Below are 17,663 nucleotides of genomic sequence, written 5' to 3'. Positions count from 1 at the left end.
GGTCGGTCTCTCTTGGCTGGAGGCTGAAATCACACGCTGAGGCTGTAACGCCCCAGGTTGGTCAATACATCGGGCGCCGGGCGGCTCGGGCGCTGACTGCTCTCGCCCAGCGCGTGCTGGAGGAAGGCCTGGGTGCGCGCATGGGTCGGGGCACGGAACACCTGCTCGGCGCTGCCGTTCTCGACGATGCGGCCATGCTCGGTGAAGTACACCTGGTCGCTGATCTCTTCGGCAAAGCGCATCTCGTGGGTGACCAGCACGCAGGTCATGCCCTCCTCGGTCAGCTCGCGGATCACCGCCAGCACCTCGCCGACCATCTCAGGGTCGAGCGCCGAGGTCACCTCATCGAACAGGATCAGCTTGGGCCGCATGGCCAGGGCTCGGGCAATCGCCACGCGCTGCTGCTGGCCGCCGGAGAGCTCACCGGGAAATGCCGTGGCCTTGTGCCCCAGGCGGACTTTGTCGAGCAGTGCCAGGGCCTCGTCACGGACCTCCTGACGCGGGCGACCGAGCACCTTGGTCGGGGCGATCAGCAGGTTGTCGAGCACACTCAGGTGGGGAAACAGGTTGTACTGCTGGAAGACGAAACCGACCTGCTTGCGCAGGGCGATCAGCCCGGCTTCGCCCTGCAGTTGCTCCACCGCGGTATCGCCTATGCGGATGCTGCCGCGCTGCGGGCGCAACAGCCCGGTCATGCAACGCAGGATGGTCGATTTGCCTGAGCCGGACGGGCCGATGATCGACACCGCCTGCCCGGCCTGCACGTCCAGGTCGATACCGCGCAGCACCGGATTGTCGCCAAAGGCCAGGTGCACATCGCGAAGCTGGATCAAAGGTTCAGAAGGCATAGCGACGCTCCAGGCGTTGGGTCAGGCGGGCAATCGGGTAGCAGTAGACGAAGAACAGCGCCAGCACACTGAAATACACCAGCACCGTGAAACCGCTGCGGTTGACGGTGTTGGCAGCGATCTGCGCGCTGTCGATCAGGTCGTGCACGCCCACCAGCGAAGCCAGTGCGGTGCCCATGGTCACCACCGCGTACAGGTTCATCCACGGCGGCAACATGCGCCGCAGGCACTGCGGCAGAATGATCGAGCAGAAAATCTGACCACGGCTGAAGGCCAGCGAACGCGCAGCCTCCCACTGAGTGGCCGGAATCGAGGCGACCGCACCGCGGAAGATCTCGGCAACGTTGGCGCTGGCTGGCAGTGCAAGGCCCACAGTGACCTTGAGCCAGTCGGGAAAGGCCACCCAGGTACCGGCAATCTGCACATCGAACGGGAATACATAGGAGGTAAAGTAGATCAACACCAACCAGGGCGCATTGCGAAACACCTGCACCCACAACCGCGCCACCCCGCGCAAGGGGCGCAGCGGCGACAGCAGCAGCATCCCCACCAACAGGCCCAGCAGCGTACCCAGGGCGATGGCTCCGACGCTGATCTGGATGTTCTGCAACAGGCCCGCTCCCAGGGTGGACGACCACTGCCAGAGCGTGGCGAAATGCTCAATGGCCATAACCGGGCATCCTCAGGCGCGCTTCCAGGGCGCGGCCGATACAGTTGACTGCAAAGCTGAGCAGTCCGAAAAAGGCCAGGATCAGCAGCATCAGTTCGATGACGTTGTCGCCCTGGGTCCAGATCATGATCGATGCATAGGTGATGTCGTTGACGGCGATGGCCGAGGCCACGGCGGTCATCTTCACCAGGTCGATCAGGTTGTTGACCAGCGCCGGCAAGGCGAAGCGCACGGCCAGTGGCAACTGCACCTGCAGCAGTTGCTGGCGACGGCTGAAGGCCAGCGAGCTGGCCGCTTCGAGGGTCACTGCCGGCACCGCCTCGATCCCTGCACGCAGGGCTTCGGCATGAAAGGCGCCCTTGTGCAGGGAGATCACCAGCACCACCCAGGCGAAGGGGGTCATGGGGTTGGCACTGCCCAGGCTCTGGTTGATCAGCATGTTCAACACCAGGAAGGCGCAGTACAGCTGCACCAGGGTCGGCGTGTTACGCGTCACCTCGATGAAGGCCCGCGCCGGCCAAGCCAGCCAGCGCTGCCCGGACGTGACCGCAGCAGCCAGCAGCACCCCTACCAGCAAGCTGCCGAGGATGCTGAACAGGCACAGGCCGAGCGTGGTCAGCGCACCGTCGAGCAGCTTGCCGCTGGCGTAGGCGTCGAGCAGAAACGCATAGTTCAGGCCGAGATGGGCAAGCTGCCCCACCAGCCAGTGCAGGCTGTCGCTCATCAGGCGCCTTCGCCCTGCAGCTTGGCACGCAACTCCACCAGCGCCGGCGAGGCCGGGGTGATGTGGTTGGCCTGCTCACGTTCGATCAGCCAGCCACTGCGGTGCCATTGCTTGACGAAGGGGTCCAGGCGCTGCTGGGTGTCGGTTTCGCCCAGGCGGGTCCAGATCACCGAGGGCGCGGGGTTCAGCTCCGGGGTCAGGGCACGATAGCCGCTCCACTCTCCCCCCTTGGCCAACAGCGGATTGATCAGCGTGGCGTCATGCACGGCGGCCACGCAGTTGTTACCGCGCAGGGCCAGCAGGGATTCGGCGGAGGTCTTGAAGGCCTTGAGGTCGGCGCCCAGGTCGATCAGTGCCTGGGTGTAGCTGCTGCCCTGGGAGGTGCACACCGGCTGGCCCTTGAGGTCGGCCCAGGTCTTGACCGGGCTGTCCTTGGCCAGCGCGGCGGTGCCGCCAACCCGGTAGAACGGCGTGGGCACATGGCCCAGCAGCTTGTCGCGCTCAGGTGTCCATTCCATGTTGGCAATCAGCAGATCGACTTTGCCTTGCTGCAAAAACTGCACGCGGTTGGCCGGCTGTACCGCGACCAGATCGACCTCGACACCCAACTGGCGCGCCAGGTCGCGGGCCAGATCGACGCTGAAACCGATCGGCTCGCGGGTGTTCGGGTCGATGGCACCGAAGGGACCGCCGGAAAGCACCACCCCCACCGCCAGCTTGTGGCGCTGCTGGATCTTGTCCAGGGTGGCATCGGCCTGGGCAAGGCCGCTGGCGGCAAGGCCGGTGGTGGCGAGCAACGCGGCAAACAGGCCGCGACGGGCAACGGTGGACAGCGACATGGTGGGGCTCCTCATCCCGGCAGCCGGAACACCCGGCCAATGAGGGCGCATCCTAGAAACTTGGTGGGATCAGGGGAAATGCAAATATTGACTATCGTTATAACTTGGATCGAATGAGTAGGAACTTGATTTGGCATAAGCAGCGTAAAATAGGGGTTTTGCATCAAGGCGTTGCAAATCCAGGCCAACAAAACATAATGTTTCTTTATCGTTTATTGACTGACAGTAATGTAAAAACGGGCGATCCGCCTCCACCACTCCAACCGCAGGCCCGCCGATGACCGCACCCGCCCTGGACCTCGATCTGCTACGCACCTTCGTCGCCATCGTCGATCACACAAGCTTCGCCGAAGCCGGTCGCCACCTGGCCCGCACCCAGGCCTCGGTCACCCAGCACATGCAACGGCTGGAACAGCAGGTGGGCGTGGCGCTGCTGCGCAAGCAGGGCCGACACAAAGCCCTCACCGATGCCGGCCGCCAGTTGTTGCGCCATGCCCGGCAGATGCTCGCGCTCAACGACGAAGCCCTCGCCGGCCTGCGTCAGGACGGCCTGAGCGGCGTGCTGCGGATCGGTTCGCCGCATGACATCGCCGACACCATCCTGCCACCTCTGCTCGGCCATATCGCCCGTTCGGCGCCGAACCTGCGCCTGGAGATAGACGTCGGCCGCAGCCCGTTCCTGATGGACGACCTGCAGCGTGGCAAGGTCGACATGGTCATTTCCACCGTCACCGCCCCCGGCGTGGAGGGTTTCGCCTTGCGCACCTCGCCGGTGTGGTGGATCTGTGCAGCGCAGTACCAGCACATCCCCGGCGAACCGCTACCGTTGGTGCTGGTGGACGAACCCAGCCTGTACCGCCGACTGGCCCTGGACGCCCTGGAACAGGCCGGCATCCCGTGGCGCCAGGCCTACCTGGCGTCCAACCTGATCGGCATCAAGGCTGCAGTCCGCGCAGGATTGGGCATCACCGCACGCAGCCAGGAGATGGTCGGCCCGGACATGCGCGTGCTCGGCCAGAGCGACGGCCTGCCGCCTCTGCCGGACGTCACCTACCACCTGTGGGTGCGGGCCAACACGGTCAACCCGCTGGTGCGCCAGGCCTATGCCATGGTGCGCGCCAGCGTGGGGCTGTGAGCCAGCCAATCGCCATGGCCCACCGCGATGCGCTAGAGTGGCGACCTCCCACCCGGTAAGGATGCCTCCATGCAATTCGCCCCCGCCATTCCCGTGCTGCGCATCTTCTCGGTCGACAAGGCCAAGGAGTTCTACCTCGACTTCCTGGGCTTCAGCCTCGACTGGGAACACCGCTTCGCCCCGGACCTGCCGCTGTATGCGCAGATTCACCGCGATGGGCTGATCCTGCACCTGTCCGAACACTATGGCGACGCCACGCCAGGCTCTACCGTGTTTGCCCGGGTCGAAGATCTGAAGGCGCTCGAAAGCGAACTGCAGGCCAAAAAGTACGGTTATTCACGCCCCGAAGCCGAGCGGGTGGACTGGGGTCTGCAAATGCAGATCCGTGATCCGTTCGGCAATTTGCTGCGGTTTTGTCAGCAGATAGGGGATGCATAGCGTTACTGAAATCTCCTACGCACTACTTAGAAGCAAGTGAATAGGCTCAGCAGCGAAAGCTCTGCATTGTGCGCGAACCTGAAATGGATTCGACACCAATAAGGAGCTTCGCTTGCAGGTTACAAGTAGATATCGAGTCGTCAGTCATCACGAGCGCACCATCAAGAGTCTGATCATCAACAGCCGAGCAGCGTGATGAACGACCTGACCAGCATCGCCTGCTTGTCCCTGACTGCGCTCCTCACAGACCAAATCCTACGTCGTCCAAACCGGCGCAAGTGGACGGGCATCGTTCTGATGTCATGTGCCATCGCAAGCTTCTTTCTCGAACATGGAACATTGCTGGGCATCCCAGGATTTCTATGGCCGATATTTCTGGCCGCCACAGGCATCCACCTGCTTACCCATCAGACGAAACATTGTTCAGATGCCGATCAGAGAGAAGGCTCGTAGCACAACGGGACAGAGCGAGCACTGCGGATAGGCCACACGGCTACGCAAAATACCTCACGCCCGACCAGAGCCCCCACCAGCACTGCACTGCAGATCATCCGACAGCCAGCCAACCAATTCATGACTGGCCGTTCCCCATCCTCTGCGGATGTATTATCGTGGCGAGGTGCGCATTTAAAAGCAGCCCGAGCGATCGGGCCTCTGCAAGACAATAGAGGGTGTCATGAGCAACGAGATCAACTGGGACAAGCTGGGCTTCGACTACATCAAGACCGACAAGCGCTACCTGTCCGTGTGGCGCAACGGCGAGTGGGACAAAGGCACCCTGACCGACGACAACGTGCTGCACATCAGCGAAGGCTCGACTGCCCTGCACTACGGCCAGCAATGCTTCGAGGGCCTGAAGGCCTACCGCTGCAAGGACGGCTCGATCAACCTGTTCCGCCCGGACCAGAACGCCGCACGCATGCAGCGCAGCTGCGCCCGCCTGCTGATGCCGCACGTGCCGACCGATGTGTTCATCGAGGCGTGCAAGCAGGTGGTCAAGGCCAACGAGAAGTTCGTCCCGCCGCATGGCAAGGGTGCCCTGTACCTGCGTCCGTTCGTGATCGGCACCGGTGACAACATCGGCGTGCGCACCGCGCCGGAGTTCATCTTCTCGGTGTTCGCCATCCCGGTTGGCTCGTACTTCAAGGGCGGCATGAAGCCGCACAACTTCCAGATCTCCAGCTTCGACCGCGCCGCCCCGCAGGGCACCGGTGCAGCCAAGGTCGGGGGCAACTATGCCGCCAGCCTGCAACCGGGCTCCGAAGCGAAGAAAGCCAACTTCGCCGACGCCATCTACCTGGATCCGCTGACCCACACCAAGATCGAGGAGGTCGGTTCGGCCAACTTCTTCGGCATTACCGCCAACAACGAGTTCGTCACGCCGAAATCGGCCTCGGTCCTGCCAGGTATCACTCGCCTGTCGCTGATGGAACTGGCGCAATCGCGCCTGGGCCTGACCGTGATCGAAGGCGACGTCGAAATCAACAAGCTTGACCGCTTCATCGAAGCGGGCGCTTGCGGTACCGCCGCAGTGATCACTCCGATCGGCGGCATCGAGTACAACGGCAAACTGCACGTGTTCCACGACCTGGAAAAGGTCGGCCCGGTCACCCAGAAGCTCTACAACGAGCTGACCGGCATCCAGAGCGGTGACGTCGAAGCACCGGCAGGCTGGATCATCAAGGTCGCCTGAGGCATCACCTTGCAATGAAAACGGGGCGTGCCAGCAATGGCACGCCCCGTTTTCATTGCTGTCAGGGCCGGTTTCTTCGCAGGCGAGCCTGCTCCCCAACGGAGTCGCGCTGAACGCCAGGCGCGTGAAAACACCGATACTGGCACCCTGCCTCTGATAGATGAATTTTTCTTAAATCGCCGTTTGTCTATTCTTTGGCACAATCAGCCATCCAATCGCCGCCCAGGTATTAGCATGCCCCGCGTACTGACTATCGAAGACGACGCCGTCACCGCCCAGGAAATCGTCGCCGAACTTTCCAGCCACGGGCTGGAGGTCGACTGGGCAGACAATGGCCGCGAAGGCCTGGCCAAGGCCATTGCCGGCGGCTACGACCTGATCACCGTGGACCGGATGCTCCCGGAAGTCGACGGCCTGACCATCGTCACCACCCTGCGCAGCCTGAAGATCGCCACGCCCATCCTGATGATCAGCGCCCTGTCGGATGTCGACGAGCGCGTGCGCGGTCTGCGTGCAGGCGGCGACGACTACCTCACCAAGCCTTTCGCCTCCGACGAGATGGCGGCCCGCGTCGAGGTGCTGCTGCGGCGCAACAGCGTGCCCATGACCCAGACCCGCCTCCAGGTCGCCGACCTGGAGCTGGACTTGATCAGCCATGAGGCCCGACGCGGCGAGAGCAGCCTGAACCTGCTGCCAACCGAATACAAACTGCTCGAATACCTGATGCGTCACTCCGGGCAGGTCATCACTCGCATGATGATCTTCGAGGAAGTGTGGGGTTATCACTTCGATCCCGGCACCAACCTGATCGACGTCCACATCGGTCGTCTGCGCAAGAAGATCGACCCACCCGGCCAGACACCGCTGATCCGAACCGTACGGGGCTCCGGTTATGCCATTGCTGAACCCATCTAAGGGCTGGAGCTCCTCGACCAGCCGCCTGCTGGCGCTGTACAGCTTCCTGTTCGTGGCCTGGAGCAGCATCCTCATGGGGGTGCTGTACTTCGAGGTCACCAGCTACCTCAACAAGCTGACCCGCCACTCCATGCTGCAACGCCAGCACCTCTTCGCGCACATGACCGGCAAGCAGCTGGACGATGCGTTGATCGCCAGCCAGGCCTTCGAGGAACGCAGCTTCGACGCGTACGGCCTGTTCGACCCGCAGCTCAACCCCATCGGCGGTCGTATCCGCTCGATTCCGTCGGAATTGGGCCTGGACGGCAAGGTTCACGAACTCAAGCGTTGCCTGGATGCCGACGATCCGCACCTGCCGCGCGACAGCTGTGATGCGGTGGCGATCCGCATCCCCGATGGGCGCTGGCTGGTGCTGGTGCGCGACAACGGCTCGCTGTTCGTGGTGACCCGAATCATTCTGCACGCGCTACTCTGGGGCATTTCGCTGACGCTGATTCCCGGTTTCGCCGGCTGGTACCTGCTACGTAGGCGCCCGCTCAAGCGTATCCGCGCCGTACAGGCGAGCGCCGAGCTGATTGTGGCCGGCGATCTCACCCACCGCTTGCCGCTGTCGGCACGACGAGACGAGCTGGACATGCTGGCCGCGATCGTCAACGCCATGCTCGACCGCATCGAACGGCTGATGCACGAGGTCAAGGGTGTCTGCGACAACATTGCCCACGACCTGCGTACACCGCTGACCCGCCTGCGCGCCCAGCTCTACCGCATTCGCCAGCAGAGCGGAGCGAACTCGCCGGAAGCCGAAGCGCTGGATCAAGCCATTAGCGAGACCGACACCCTGATGGCACGTTTCCGCGGCCTGCTGCGCATCAGCGAGCTGGAAGACCGCCAACGCCGCGCAGGATTTGTCGAGCTTGATCCGCACAATTTGCTGGTGGAGTTGCACGACTTCTACCTGCCGCTCGCAGAGGATGGCAGCATTCGCCTGCAACTGGAGCAGCCTGCGCAGCTGCCCGCGCTGCACGGCGACCGCGAACTGCTGTTCGAGGCTTTGGCCAACCTGGTCGGCAACGGCATCAAGTTCACCCCGGAGGGTGGGCAGGTACGGATCCAGGCACTGCACGACGACGATGGCGTGCATATCGCCATCGAGGACAGCGGACCGGGGATTCCTGAACAGGAGCGTGCTGCGGTGCTCAAGCGCTTCTATCGCAGCGAGGAAGGACATCGTCACCCAGGGTTCGGGCTAGGCTTGTCGATCGTCGCAGCGATCGTCGACCTGCATGGGTTCAGACTGGAAGTGGGCAGTAGCGAGCTGGGTGGAGCGAAGCTGGTGCTGCACTGCTCGACGGCCTGAAAAGCATCACGGGACAAGTCGGGGCGGCGGTTCGGCGCCCCGACTTGTCCCGCAACAGGGCTGCTCGGCAGCCCTTGAGTCGTATCAGTCAGCCAGACGCCAGGTGGTGGTGCCTTTGCTGTCTTCAAGCACCACGCCCATGGCAGCCAGTTGATCGCGAATGCGATCGGACTCTGCCCAGTTCTTGTCCGTACGCGCCTGCAAGCGCGCCTGGATCAAGGCTTCGACCTCGGCAGCATCGACCTTGCCTTCAGCACCGGCACGCAAAAAGTCGTCGGCATCGAGCTGCAGCACACCCAGCACATCACCCAGCTCACGCAGGCGACCGGCAAGGCCTGCCGCTGCCTCAGCATCGCTGTCGCGCAGGCGGTTGATCTCGCGGACCAGGTCGAACAGCACGGCGCAGGCTTCAGGGGTGCCGAAGTCATCGTTCATCGCCACGCTGAACCGCTCGACGAACGCCTCGCCACCCTTGGCGGCGACGCGCGGCAGGCCACGCAGTGCGTGATAGAAACGCTCCAGGGCGCCTTTGGCGTCGCGCAAGCTGTCTTCGGAGTAATTGATGGCGCTGCGGTAGTGGCTGGCCACCAGCAGATAACGCACCACCTCCGGGTGGTACTTCTCGAGCACGTCGCGAATGGTGAAGAAGTTGTTCAGCGACTTCGACATCTTCTCGCCATTGATACGGATCATGCCGCAGTGCATCCAGGCCGCCGCATAAGGCTTGCCGGTGGCCGCCTCGCTCTGGGCGATCTCGTTCTCGTGGTGCGGGAACTCGAGGTCGCTGCCACCACCGTGGATGTCGAAGCTCTCGCCCAGGCAGCAGGTGGACATCACCGAGCACTCGATGTGCCAGCCCGGACGGCCCGGGCCCCAGGGCGAATCCCAGCTCGGCTCGCCCGGCTTGGCGCCCTTCCACAGGACGAAGTCCAGCGGATCCTGCTTGGCCTCGTCGACCTCGATCCGCGCGCCGATACGCAGGTCTTCGATCTTGCGTCGCGACAGCTTGCCGTAGCCGACGAACTTGCCGACGCGGTAGTACACGTCGCCATTGCCCGGCGCGTAGGCATAGCCCTTGTCGATCAGGGTCTGGATCATCGCGTGCATGCCGGGGATGTGATCGGTGGCGCGCGGTTCCAGGTCCGGCTTGAGGATGTTGAGACGACGCTCATCCTCATGCATGGCATCGATCATGCGCGCAGTCAGCTCATCGAAGCGCTCGCCGTTTTCGTTGGCGCGGTTGATGATCTTGTCGTCGATGTCGGTGATGTTGCGCACGTACGTGAGCGCGTAGCCACTCTTGCGCAGCCAACGGGTGATCAGGTCGAACGCCACCATGCTGCGACCATGGCCCAGGTGGCAGTAGTCGTACACGGTCATGCCGCAGACGTACATGCGCACGTTGTTGCCATCCAGGGGTTTGAAGACTTCCTTGGTCTTGCTCAGGGTGTTGTAGATGTTAAGCACGAGGATTCCTTAGCTGCCCCACGAATCGCGCAGGGTCACGGTGCGGTTGAACACCGGGCGACCCGGCTGGCTGTCTTTCAGGTCGGCGCAGAAGTAGCCTTCACGCTCGAACTGGAAGCGATCTTCTGGCTGGGCCTGGCCCAGCGAAGGTTCGGCACGACAACCCGTCAGCACCTGCAGCGATTGCGGATTGATATTTTCAAGGAAGCTGCCGCCCTCATCGGTTTTCTCCGGATTGGGCGAGCGGAACAGGCGGTCGTACAGGCGCACCTCGCACTCGATGCTGGCGGCGGCCGGCACCCAGTGGATCACGCCCTTGACCTTGCGACCCTCGGGGTTCTTGCCCAGCGTGTCCGGATCGTACGAGCAGCGCAGCTCGACGATATTGCCCTCGGCATCCTTGATCGCCTCGTCGGCACGAATTACATAGCTGCCGCGCAGGCGCACTTCACCGGCTGGCTCCAGGCGCTTGTATCCCTTGGGCGGCTCTTCCATGAAGTCATCGCGGTCGATGTACAGCTCACGGGCGAACGGCAGGACGCGCACGCCCATGTCTTCCTTCGGGTGGCGCGGCAGTTCGAGCTGCTCGACCTGGCCTTCAGGGTAGTTGGTGATCACCACCTTCAGCGGACGCAGTACGCACATGGCGCGCGGTGCGGTGCGGTCGAGGTCGTCACGAATGCTGAACTCGAGCATCGACATGTCGACCACGCCATCGGAGCGGTTGGTGCCGACCATGTCGCAGAAGTTGCGGATCGAGGCCGGAGTGTAGCCACGACGGCGGTAGCCCGAGAGCGTGGACATGCGCGGATCGTCCCAACCCTCGACGTGCTGCTCGTCCACCAACTGCTTGAGCTTGCGCTTGGAGGTGATGGTGTAGTTCAGGTTCAGGCGGCTGAACTCGTACTGGCGCGGATGCGCCGGGACCGGCAGGTTGTCGAGGAACCAGTCGTACAGTGGACGATGGCCTTCGAACTCCAGGGTGCAGATCGAGTGGGTAATGCCCTCGATGGCGTCCGACTGGCCGTGGGTGAAGTCGTAGTTGGGGTAGATGCACCACTTGTCACCGGTCTGGTGGTGGTGGGCATGGCGGATGCGGTAAAGAATGGGGTCGCGCAGGTTCATGTTGGGCGAAGCCATGTCGATCTTGGCACGCAGCACACGCTCACCGTCCTTGAACTCGCCAGCCTTCATGCGCGCGAACAGGTCGAGGTTCTCCTCGACGCTGCGCTCGCGGAACGGGCTGTTCTTGCCGGGCTGGGTCAGGGTGCCGCGATACTCCTTGGCCTGCTCGGGGGTCAGGTCGCAGACGTAGGCCTTGCCGCGCTTGATCAGCTCGACCGCCCAGTCGTGCAACTGGTCGAAATAGTCGGAAGCAAAGCGCACCGGACCGGTCCACTCGAAGCCCAGCCACTTGACATCACGCTGGATGGCGTCGATGTACTCCTGGTCCTCCTTGGCCGGGTTGGTGTCGTCGAAACGCAAGTGGCAGGCGCCACCGAACTCCTGGGCCAGACCGAAGTTGACGCAGATCGACTTGGCGTGGCCGATGTGCAGATAACCGTTCGGTTCCGGCGGGAAGCGGGTGACGATACTGCTGTGCTTGCCCGAGTCCAGGTCAGCCTGGACGATCGGTCGCAGGAAGTTCGCAGGGACGGCGGGGGCGCCTTTGGCAGCGGCGTTGGTCGCGTTGTCGGTGGGCTTGCTCATAGGATCCTTGAATGCAGATGTCCGGTCCGGGTAGGCCGATTGAATCAAAGGGCCTATCATAGCCGAAGCAGTCAAGCTGCTGACAGCCGGGCACCGACAAACTGGCGCGATTTCTCGCAGCGTTTTGTCGCCAGCTGGCAAAATGGCCGCCGCGCGCCTTGTGTCGCCGCCGCCAGATCCTGCGTCAGGTACAGTACGCGACCTGTGCACCCTATTCCCGAATGCCTTGAAAGAGCGAATTTCAGCATGTCCAAAGTCAAACTGAGCACCAACCACGGCGATATCGTTCTGCAACTGAACGCCGAAAAAGCCCCGCAAACCGTCGAGAACTTCGTTCAATACGTCAAGGACGGCCACTTCGACGGCACCGTCTTCCACCGTGTGATCAAGGGCTTCATGATCCAGGGCGGTGGTTTCGAGGCCGGCATGAAGCAGAAGCCGACCCGTTCGCCGATCCAGAACGAAGCCGACAACGGCCTGAAGAACACCAAGTACAGCATCGCCATGGCCCGCACCATGGAGCCGCACTCCGCCTCGGCGCAGTTCTTCATCAACGCTTCCGACAACGACTTCCTCAACCACAGCGGCAAGAACGTGCAGGGCTGGGGCTACGCGGTATTCGGCGAAGTGACCGAAGGCCGTGAAGTGGTCGATGCCATCGAGAAAGTCGCCACCGGTTCCAAGGCTGGCCACCAGGACGTGCCGAAGGACGACGTGATCATCGAGAAAGCCGAGATCATTGAGTGATCCTGCTGATCTCCGATCTGCACCTGCAAGAAGAACGCCCGGACATTACCCGGGCGTTTCTTGATCTGCTCGATGGGCGGGCGCGACACGCCAAGGCGCTGTACATTCTTGGCGACTTCTTCGATGCCTGGATCGGCGACGATGCCATGACGCCGTTCCAGCAATCGATCTGCCAGGCGTTGCGCACGCTGTCCGACAGCGGCACGGCGATCTACCTGATGCACGGCAACCGCGACTTTCTCATCGGCCAGGACTTCTGCAAGACCGCTGGCTGCACCCTGCTGACCGACCCTAGCGTGGTTGAGCTGGGCGGTGAGCCGGTACTGCTGATGCATGGCGACACCCTGTGCACCCGCGACGTGGCCTACATGAAGCTGCGCCGCTACCTGCGCAACCCGCTGAGCCTCTGGATTCTGCGTCATTTGCCGCGGTCCACGCGCCAGAAACTGGCGCGCAAGCTGCGCAGTGAAAGCCAGGCGCAGGTGCGGATGAAGAACACTGAAATCGTCGATGTCACCCCCGACGAAGTGCCCAAGGTGATGAGCGAGCACAGTGTGCGCACGCTGATCCATGGCCATACTCACCGCCCTGCCCTGCACAAGCTGGTGGTCGAGGGCCAGCCGGCTCGGCGCATCGTACTGGGGGACTGGGATCGCCGAGGCTGGGCGCTGCAGGTGGACGACCAGGGCATGCACCTGGCGCCGTTCGAATTTTCCTGACGCGCAGGCCCTGAGGTGGCTCGTGCCACCACAGGGCCACTGATTTCGACTATTTCCCCGCGCTGACCAGTGCCTGCTCATCCCGCTCGCTCACCCCATACTGACGATACTGAGGATCGGAGGTGATCTGCGCTTCGGTAAACGGAATGGGCGCCAATTGTCCGACCGCAAAGGCACGCGTCTGGTCGAATGCGTGTACCGAGGCCGACTCGCTGGACAGTGAAAACGCCAGCAACCCCCTGGCCTGAGGCCCCTGCTCGGTGAAGCTGACCAGTTGCAGGTAGCTGGTACCGCTGACCACCAGACGCTTCCCTGCCCCATTGGGCACACTGACCATGGCGTTGTAGACCCCCAACTCCTGCGGGCCACCCGGCACCGGCGTGCCGTCCAGCGCCTGCTGTACCTGCCCCCACTGCTGTTCTTGCGCCATGCCGCCTTCCTGCACCTGCGCCAAAGAAGCCAGCGCCGCCTCACGCAGCAGCGCGCGTACTGCCGCTTGCTCTACTGCAAGACCACGCGGCGTGTGCTGCGGATCTGCCGGATCGAACGCCACACGCCAGATTTGCGGCTGGTCGCCCAGCGCTTCCATGATGTTGGCAAAATGCACAAGCCCCATGCCGCTGTCGGTGCCGGCCTTGCCGTTCCAGGCCTCGAGGCTGGCGCAAACAGCCTGCAGATCGCGCTCGGTGCCTTTGCACCAGTCCAGCAGCTCTGGCAGCAGTTGGCTGGCCAGATACACCTCGTCGTCCAGCACCATGTGCTGCAGCTCAGCTACGCCGAGCTTGGCGCGACCTTGCAGGCGCTGCAAGGCAAAGCGGGTACGCATCCCCAAGGGTTGGTCTTCACGGCTGATCAGCGGCGAGAAGCCTGTCAGCGGCTGAACCGGGTTGACCTGCCAGGCCGAGTCATTGGAGTTCTGCACGAAGTCCGCACGCTCAAGGCTTGGCTGCAGGCGCGCGGGGAAGATTCCAGGTTGCGCAGCGTCGGGGTCGACCTTCCACTGGCAGGCGCTGCGCGAGCCGTCCAGTACGACCAACGGGCCGGCCAGCGACGGGTCGCTGCACTGGGCAAGCATAGCCTGGTCGACATACGGCACCACCGACTGATTCAGGTACAGCGCGCGGCCACCGGCATCCACTGCCAGGGTGTTGACCCAGGGAATGCCCTGAAGCTTGGCCACCGAGGTCTTGAGAGCATCGATGTCCTTGGCGCGATTGATCCCGTACCACTGCTCAAGCACTCGCGTGTTGTCGAGATTGGCATCGCGCAGGCTGTAGGCATATTTGCCATCCCAGTCCAGGCGCCCCGGCCACTGCACCACAGGGCCGAACCTGGAGACGTGGATCTGGCGCTGCACCTGGCTGAGCGTTCCGTCTGCCCCCTTCACCGCAACAGTGATTGCCTGCTGTTGGAGCGGCAGCGACTGGCCATCCAGCAGGTAACGGGTGGGATCCTTCGGGTCGAGCTGCAGACGGTACAGGGTGAAGTGCTTGGAGGTGTCGACGGTATGGGTCCAGGCCAGATCACGGTTGAAACCGATGTTGATCACTGGCAACCCCGGCAGCGCCGCCCCCATCACATCCAGTTGCCCGGGAATGGTCAACTGCATCTGATAGAACCGCAGGCCGCCAATCCAGGGGAAGTGCGGGTTGGCGAGCAACAAGCCACGCCCATTGGCCGAGCGCTGCGCACCGACGGCCACGGCGTTGCTGCCACGCTCGCTGGCGAACGCCTGCTGGCGTGCCAGGGCCACGCTGTAGTCGGCCTTTGGCCTGTGCATGGCCAGCCCCGGTGGCATCGCTGCGACCACCGCTTCGGCGAACTGGCCGATGCCCCCTTCAGCCAGCAGTCGGCGGGTCAGCTTCACCAGGTCCAGGCTGGTGATTGGCCTGACCCAGTCGCCCGCCCCGCACTCCACCGGCAGCCCCTGGGCCTTGCGTTCGGCAAGCGCTCGGTTGTAGCCGGCAGCGTAGCCCTCCAGGCGATCGCGAATGGGCGCCGACTGCGCCTGGAGGAATCCGTTGACTGCCGCATTGTCGTTCAGCCAGGTGAAGAACAGATCGCTGTCGAGGTTGTCTCGCTGCTCGACCGTCTTGCCTTCGGCACCGAAATATTTCGACCGCTCACCATTGACCGTGAGCACTTCGTCAGCCAGCAGGCACAGGTTGTCCTGGGCATAGGCGTAGCCGATGCCATAGCCCAGGCCACGCTCATTGCTGGCCAGGATGTGCGGCACACCGAAGCTGGTACGGCGAATCTGCGCCGAAGCATCGCCGGCGGCTTCCAGCGCCTGCGCGCCGGCAGCAACGGTGGCAAGCACGATGGCCAGGCCAAGGCAGGATAAAGGTCGCGATAGTGGGATCACGGGCACTCCTGGGGAATGAGAGGTCATCCCGATCAGACGAGCGGCCGGATGAAAATTTTACGTATTGCGCTACGCGGGAACGTCTTGAAAAGGACGTGGCAGTTTTTTTCAGTCAGAACTGCAGTTTTCCCGCGCTCATTCGTCCTAGTAGTTAGGCACCCATGATTTCGGGACAGTCCACGAAAAGGAGCATTCACATGTACAACCCGCAACTGCAGGCGCAGCGCCAGCGCACCGCTGAGCGCACATCGCCGCAAGACAGCACTGGCGCGCAGGAACGGATCGGCAACGAACAGATCCGCGAACTGTTGCGCGCCTACGGCCTGCGCACCAGCCTGATTCGCCTGAAAGTCATCGATGCGCTGCATTCGGCCGATCGTAGTGGCCGCAGCATCGGCGTACGCGGCGTGCATGCGCAGCTGGAGCAATTGGATATCCCGCTGTCATTCCTGAGCGTGCGCGAAGTGCTCAAGCGACTCTGCACCGAGGGGGTCATCAGCCTGGGCGATGACAAGTGCTACAGCCTTCAGCCTGCAGCCCGCGCCGTGCTGGAGCAGAACGCCCTGCGCTGATTCCCCGGCCGGCCAGGATGGCCGGCTGGCCTGCGTCAGGACTTGACCTTGCGCCGCATGATGCCGTTGATCACCACGACGACCACGGCGATACCAATGGCCAGGTACTGGAAGGTCTGCTCGCTGATCGTGCCCTGTTTCTGCAGGTAGCTCAGGCCGAACATCACCCCCATCATCACCACGATGATGAGGATCGAATATTTGAAGCGCTGCATGTGTGTCATCGGCAATTCCTTGGAGCATCAGGGACAAAAGAGGCTCGTCGCGAGCCGGCCACATGATACATCGCCAGATCCACACGCGATGCATTTCCTGCTGAGCTTCACCGCTCAAGATTGAAAACATGGACGCCCGACTCGTGCCCCGGAGCGAACATGACCCCCCCCCTCCTGCTTTGCGCAGCGCTGTTTCTCCCGCTCACCTGTGCCCACGCCATTGACACCAGCACCCTGCCCCGCGAACAACTGCTCGAACTCGGCGCACGCCTCGAAGCCTCCAGCGGCAGCAGCCAGTGGCAACAGCTGTGGCAACAGGTTCGTGGCAACGGCTTGTTGCAGGCCCGGCCAGGCCAGTTGCGCTTCGTCCTTCCCCCCTCGGAACTGCCGACTATGGCCAGGTTGACCCTGGCACAGGCGCAGCATGTGGAACCCTTCGCCATTACCCACGCGCGCTACCGCCGGGTATTCAGCCCGCAAGTCATCGGCTATCGCGGTAGCCAAGCGCTCGAAGCACTGTGCGTGGACGTGGACTGGCGCGCATTGCCCGCCGCAGCGGTTTCCGCCCCTCAGAGCTACCTGGGCTTGGCGAGCCTTCGCAAAGCCTACCCCTGCGATTGAAATGGGTACCGACACCCTTGGAACACATCTAAGAAGTCGACCGAGAAAGAACAAGACCTACTGGAAAATCACGGCTCAACTTCCTACGTAAGAGCTCTCCTCTGCCTGCAACAAACGCTCTACAGGAACTACAGAGCATGGGCCACTTGGCGCCTAGGAATGATCGGGAGAGGTGGCTGAGAATCCCTGGGCACCCATCGTGCTGGCCTCTAAGACACAGGGAAATCGAATATGGAACTGCCAGATCTGACTGCAATCGATGTCGCCCAGCTACCTCATTCACTGCAATCGCTGATCGAGTGCATCGGCCTTGAAAATGCGTACCGGCTGACCTGCGCCTACGGCGGCCGCCCCAAGTACATCCCCAAACACCGTGACCGCACACGGCTGGCCGATCTTCTGCCAGCCGACGCGCTGGACGCACTGATCAAGCGCTATGCCGGCATTGCCCTGGAGATTCCCAAGGCCGACCACTTCCAGCGCCAGTTGCGCAACCTGCAAATCCAGAAAGAAAGTGCCAGCGGGCTGTCGCGCAGCCTGCTCGCGGACAAGTACGGACTGAGCCTGCGTCAGATCGGCAACATCCGGCGCCAGGACAACCACCCCCACTGAAAACCGGACCTGAACA

At 62.8% G+C, this 17,663-nt stretch carries 19 protein-coding genes; 11 read left to right on the top strand and 8 right to left on the bottom strand.

Annotation, left to right across the window (positions count from 1 at the left end; genetic code table 11):
* Nucleotides 1-29: 29 nt before the first annotated feature.
* From VA602_RS18930 to VA602_RS18915, 4 genes are read right to left on the bottom strand one after another with little or no spacing between them, the layout of a single operon-like run.
* Complete coding sequence (locus VA602_RS18930) at nucleotides 30-848, bottom strand: amino acid ABC transporter ATP-binding protein (RefSeq protein ID WP_323453966.1); 819 nt, start codon at nucleotides 846-848, stop codon at nucleotides 30-32.
* Nucleotides 838-1,518 (bottom strand): amino acid ABC transporter permease, encoded by a 681-nt coding sequence (locus VA602_RS18925; RefSeq protein WP_323453965.1) that lies wholly within the window; start codon nucleotides 1,516-1,518, stop codon nucleotides 838-840. The genes VA602_RS18930 and VA602_RS18925 overlap by 11 nt, the downstream gene beginning before the upstream one ends.
* Nucleotides 1,508-2,242 carry an amino acid ABC transporter permease gene (locus VA602_RS18920; RefSeq protein ID WP_063545220.1) on the bottom strand — a complete coding sequence of 245 codons (735 nt, stop codon included), beginning with the start codon at nucleotides 2,240-2,242 and terminating at the stop codon, nucleotides 1,508-1,510. Before VA602_RS18920 ends, VA602_RS18925 begins: the two co-directional genes overlap by 11 nt.
* Nucleotides 2,242-3,081, bottom strand: coding sequence for a transporter substrate-binding domain-containing protein (locus VA602_RS18915; protein ID WP_125929664.1), 840 nt, complete (start codon nucleotides 3,079-3,081; stop codon nucleotides 2,242-2,244). The genes VA602_RS18920 and VA602_RS18915 overlap by 1 nt, the downstream gene beginning before the upstream one ends.
* Before the next feature lie 277 nt (nucleotides 3,082-3,358).
* Here VA602_RS18915 and VA602_RS18910 point away from each other — a divergent pair, with 277 nt between their 5' ends.
* The 6 genes from VA602_RS18910 to VA602_RS18885 all read left to right on the top strand — a co-directional run bounded on the left by VA602_RS18910 (nucleotide 3,359) and on the right by VA602_RS18885 (nucleotide 8,619).
* Nucleotides 3,359-4,216: a LysR substrate-binding domain-containing protein gene (locus VA602_RS18910; protein ID WP_323453964.1), complete on the top strand. Its 858-nt coding sequence runs from the start codon at nucleotides 3,359-3,361 to the stop codon at nucleotides 4,214-4,216.
* Between the two features lie 69 nt (nucleotides 4,217-4,285).
* Nucleotides 4,286-4,654 carry a glyoxalase superfamily protein gene (locus VA602_RS18905; protein ID WP_153772714.1) on the top strand — a complete coding sequence of 123 codons (369 nt, stop codon included), beginning with the start codon at nucleotides 4,286-4,288 and terminating at the stop codon, nucleotides 4,652-4,654.
* A 195-nt stretch (nucleotides 4,655-4,849) separates the two neighbouring features.
* A complete protein-coding gene (locus VA602_RS18900) occupies nucleotides 4,850-5,107 on the top strand; it encodes a hypothetical protein (RefSeq protein WP_155738211.1) in 258 nt (85 codons plus the stop codon).
* 223 nt (nucleotides 5,108-5,330) lie between these two features.
* Nucleotides 5,331-6,347 (top strand): branched-chain amino acid aminotransferase, encoded by a 1,017-nt coding sequence (locus VA602_RS18895; protein WP_063545224.1) that lies wholly within the window; start codon nucleotides 5,331-5,333, stop codon nucleotides 6,345-6,347.
* Between the two features lie 234 nt (nucleotides 6,348-6,581).
* Nucleotides 6,582-7,262, top strand: a complete 681-nt coding sequence (locus tag VA602_RS18890; RefSeq protein ID WP_054891589.1) for a response regulator transcription factor — start codon at nucleotides 6,582-6,584, stop codon at nucleotides 7,260-7,262.
* Complete coding sequence (locus VA602_RS18885) at nucleotides 7,240-8,619, top strand: sensor histidine kinase (RefSeq protein ID WP_054891516.1); 1,380 nt, start codon at nucleotides 7,240-7,242, stop codon at nucleotides 8,617-8,619. Before VA602_RS18890 ends, VA602_RS18885 begins: the two co-directional genes overlap by 23 nt.
* Nucleotides 8,620-8,703: 84 nt before the next feature.
* Here VA602_RS18885 and cysS read toward each other — a convergent pair whose 3' ends face one another.
* Together cysS and VA602_RS18875 are read right to left on the bottom strand one after the other, a co-directional pair.
* Complete coding sequence (gene cysS, locus VA602_RS18880; RefSeq protein ID WP_063545225.1) at nucleotides 8,704-10,086, bottom strand: cysteine--tRNA ligase; 1,383 nt, start codon at nucleotides 10,084-10,086, stop codon at nucleotides 8,704-8,706.
* A 9-nt stretch (nucleotides 10,087-10,095) separates the two neighbouring features.
* The gene (locus VA602_RS18875) at nucleotides 10,096-11,796 is read right to left on the bottom strand and encodes a glutamine--tRNA ligase/YqeY domain fusion protein (RefSeq protein WP_054891518.1); all 1,701 of its coding nucleotides are present in this window, start codon (nucleotides 11,794-11,796) and stop codon (nucleotides 10,096-10,098) included.
* Nucleotides 11,797-12,042: 246 nt separating this feature from the next.
* On the opposite strand from VA602_RS18875, the gene VA602_RS18870 reads away from it, so the two are divergent.
* The gene (locus VA602_RS18870) at nucleotides 12,043-12,543 is read left to right on the top strand and encodes a peptidylprolyl isomerase (protein ID WP_125929662.1); all 501 of its coding nucleotides are present in this window, start codon (nucleotides 12,043-12,045) and stop codon (nucleotides 12,541-12,543) included.
* On the top strand, nucleotides 12,540-13,262 hold the full coding sequence (locus tag VA602_RS18865) for a UDP-2,3-diacylglucosamine diphosphatase (RefSeq protein ID WP_323453963.1): 723 nt from the start codon (nucleotides 12,540-12,542) through the stop codon (nucleotides 13,260-13,262). The genes VA602_RS18870 and VA602_RS18865 overlap by 4 nt, the downstream gene beginning before the upstream one ends.
* A 49-nt stretch (nucleotides 13,263-13,311) precedes the next feature.
* On the opposite strand, the gene pvdQ is transcribed toward VA602_RS18865, so the two are convergent.
* Nucleotides 13,312-15,627: a bifunctional acylase PvdQ gene (gene pvdQ / locus VA602_RS18860; RefSeq protein ID WP_323453962.1), complete on the bottom strand. Its 2,316-nt coding sequence runs from the start codon at nucleotides 15,625-15,627 to the stop codon at nucleotides 13,312-13,314.
* Between the two features lie 197 nt (nucleotides 15,628-15,824).
* Between pvdQ and VA602_RS18855 the strand changes: the two genes are divergently transcribed.
* Nucleotides 15,825-16,199, top strand: a complete 375-nt coding sequence (locus VA602_RS18855; RefSeq protein ID WP_112898511.1) for a fe2+ zn2+ uptake regulation protein — start codon at nucleotides 15,825-15,827, stop codon at nucleotides 16,197-16,199.
* Between the two features lie 35 nt (nucleotides 16,200-16,234).
* Here VA602_RS18855 and VA602_RS18850 read toward each other — a convergent pair whose 3' ends face one another.
* On the bottom strand, nucleotides 16,235-16,423 hold the full coding sequence (locus VA602_RS18850; protein WP_323453961.1) for a hypothetical protein: 189 nt from the start codon (nucleotides 16,421-16,423) through the stop codon (nucleotides 16,235-16,237).
* 150 nt (nucleotides 16,424-16,573) lie between these two features.
* On the opposite strand from VA602_RS18850, the gene VA602_RS18845 reads away from it, so the two are divergent.
* Together VA602_RS18845 and VA602_RS18840 are read left to right on the top strand one after the other, a co-directional pair.
* The gene (locus tag VA602_RS18845) at nucleotides 16,574-17,035 is read left to right on the top strand and encodes a hypothetical protein (protein ID WP_323453960.1); all 462 of its coding nucleotides are present in this window, start codon (nucleotides 16,574-16,576) and stop codon (nucleotides 17,033-17,035) included.
* A 231-nt stretch (nucleotides 17,036-17,266) separates the two neighbouring features.
* Nucleotides 17,267-17,647 carry a Mor transcription activator family protein gene (locus VA602_RS18840; protein WP_054891525.1) on the top strand — a complete coding sequence of 127 codons (381 nt, stop codon included), beginning with the start codon at nucleotides 17,267-17,269 and terminating at the stop codon, nucleotides 17,645-17,647.
* Nucleotides 17,648-17,663: the final 16 nt, after the last annotated feature.

This window comes from Pseudomonas machongensis (assembly GCF_034961125.1).
Classification (GTDB): Bacteria; Pseudomonadota; Gammaproteobacteria; order Pseudomonadales; family Pseudomonadaceae; genus Aquipseudomonas; species Aquipseudomonas machongensis.
The sequence above is the reverse complement of the archived record's forward strand: the minus strand, read 5'-3'. Positions and strand labels throughout refer to the sequence as shown.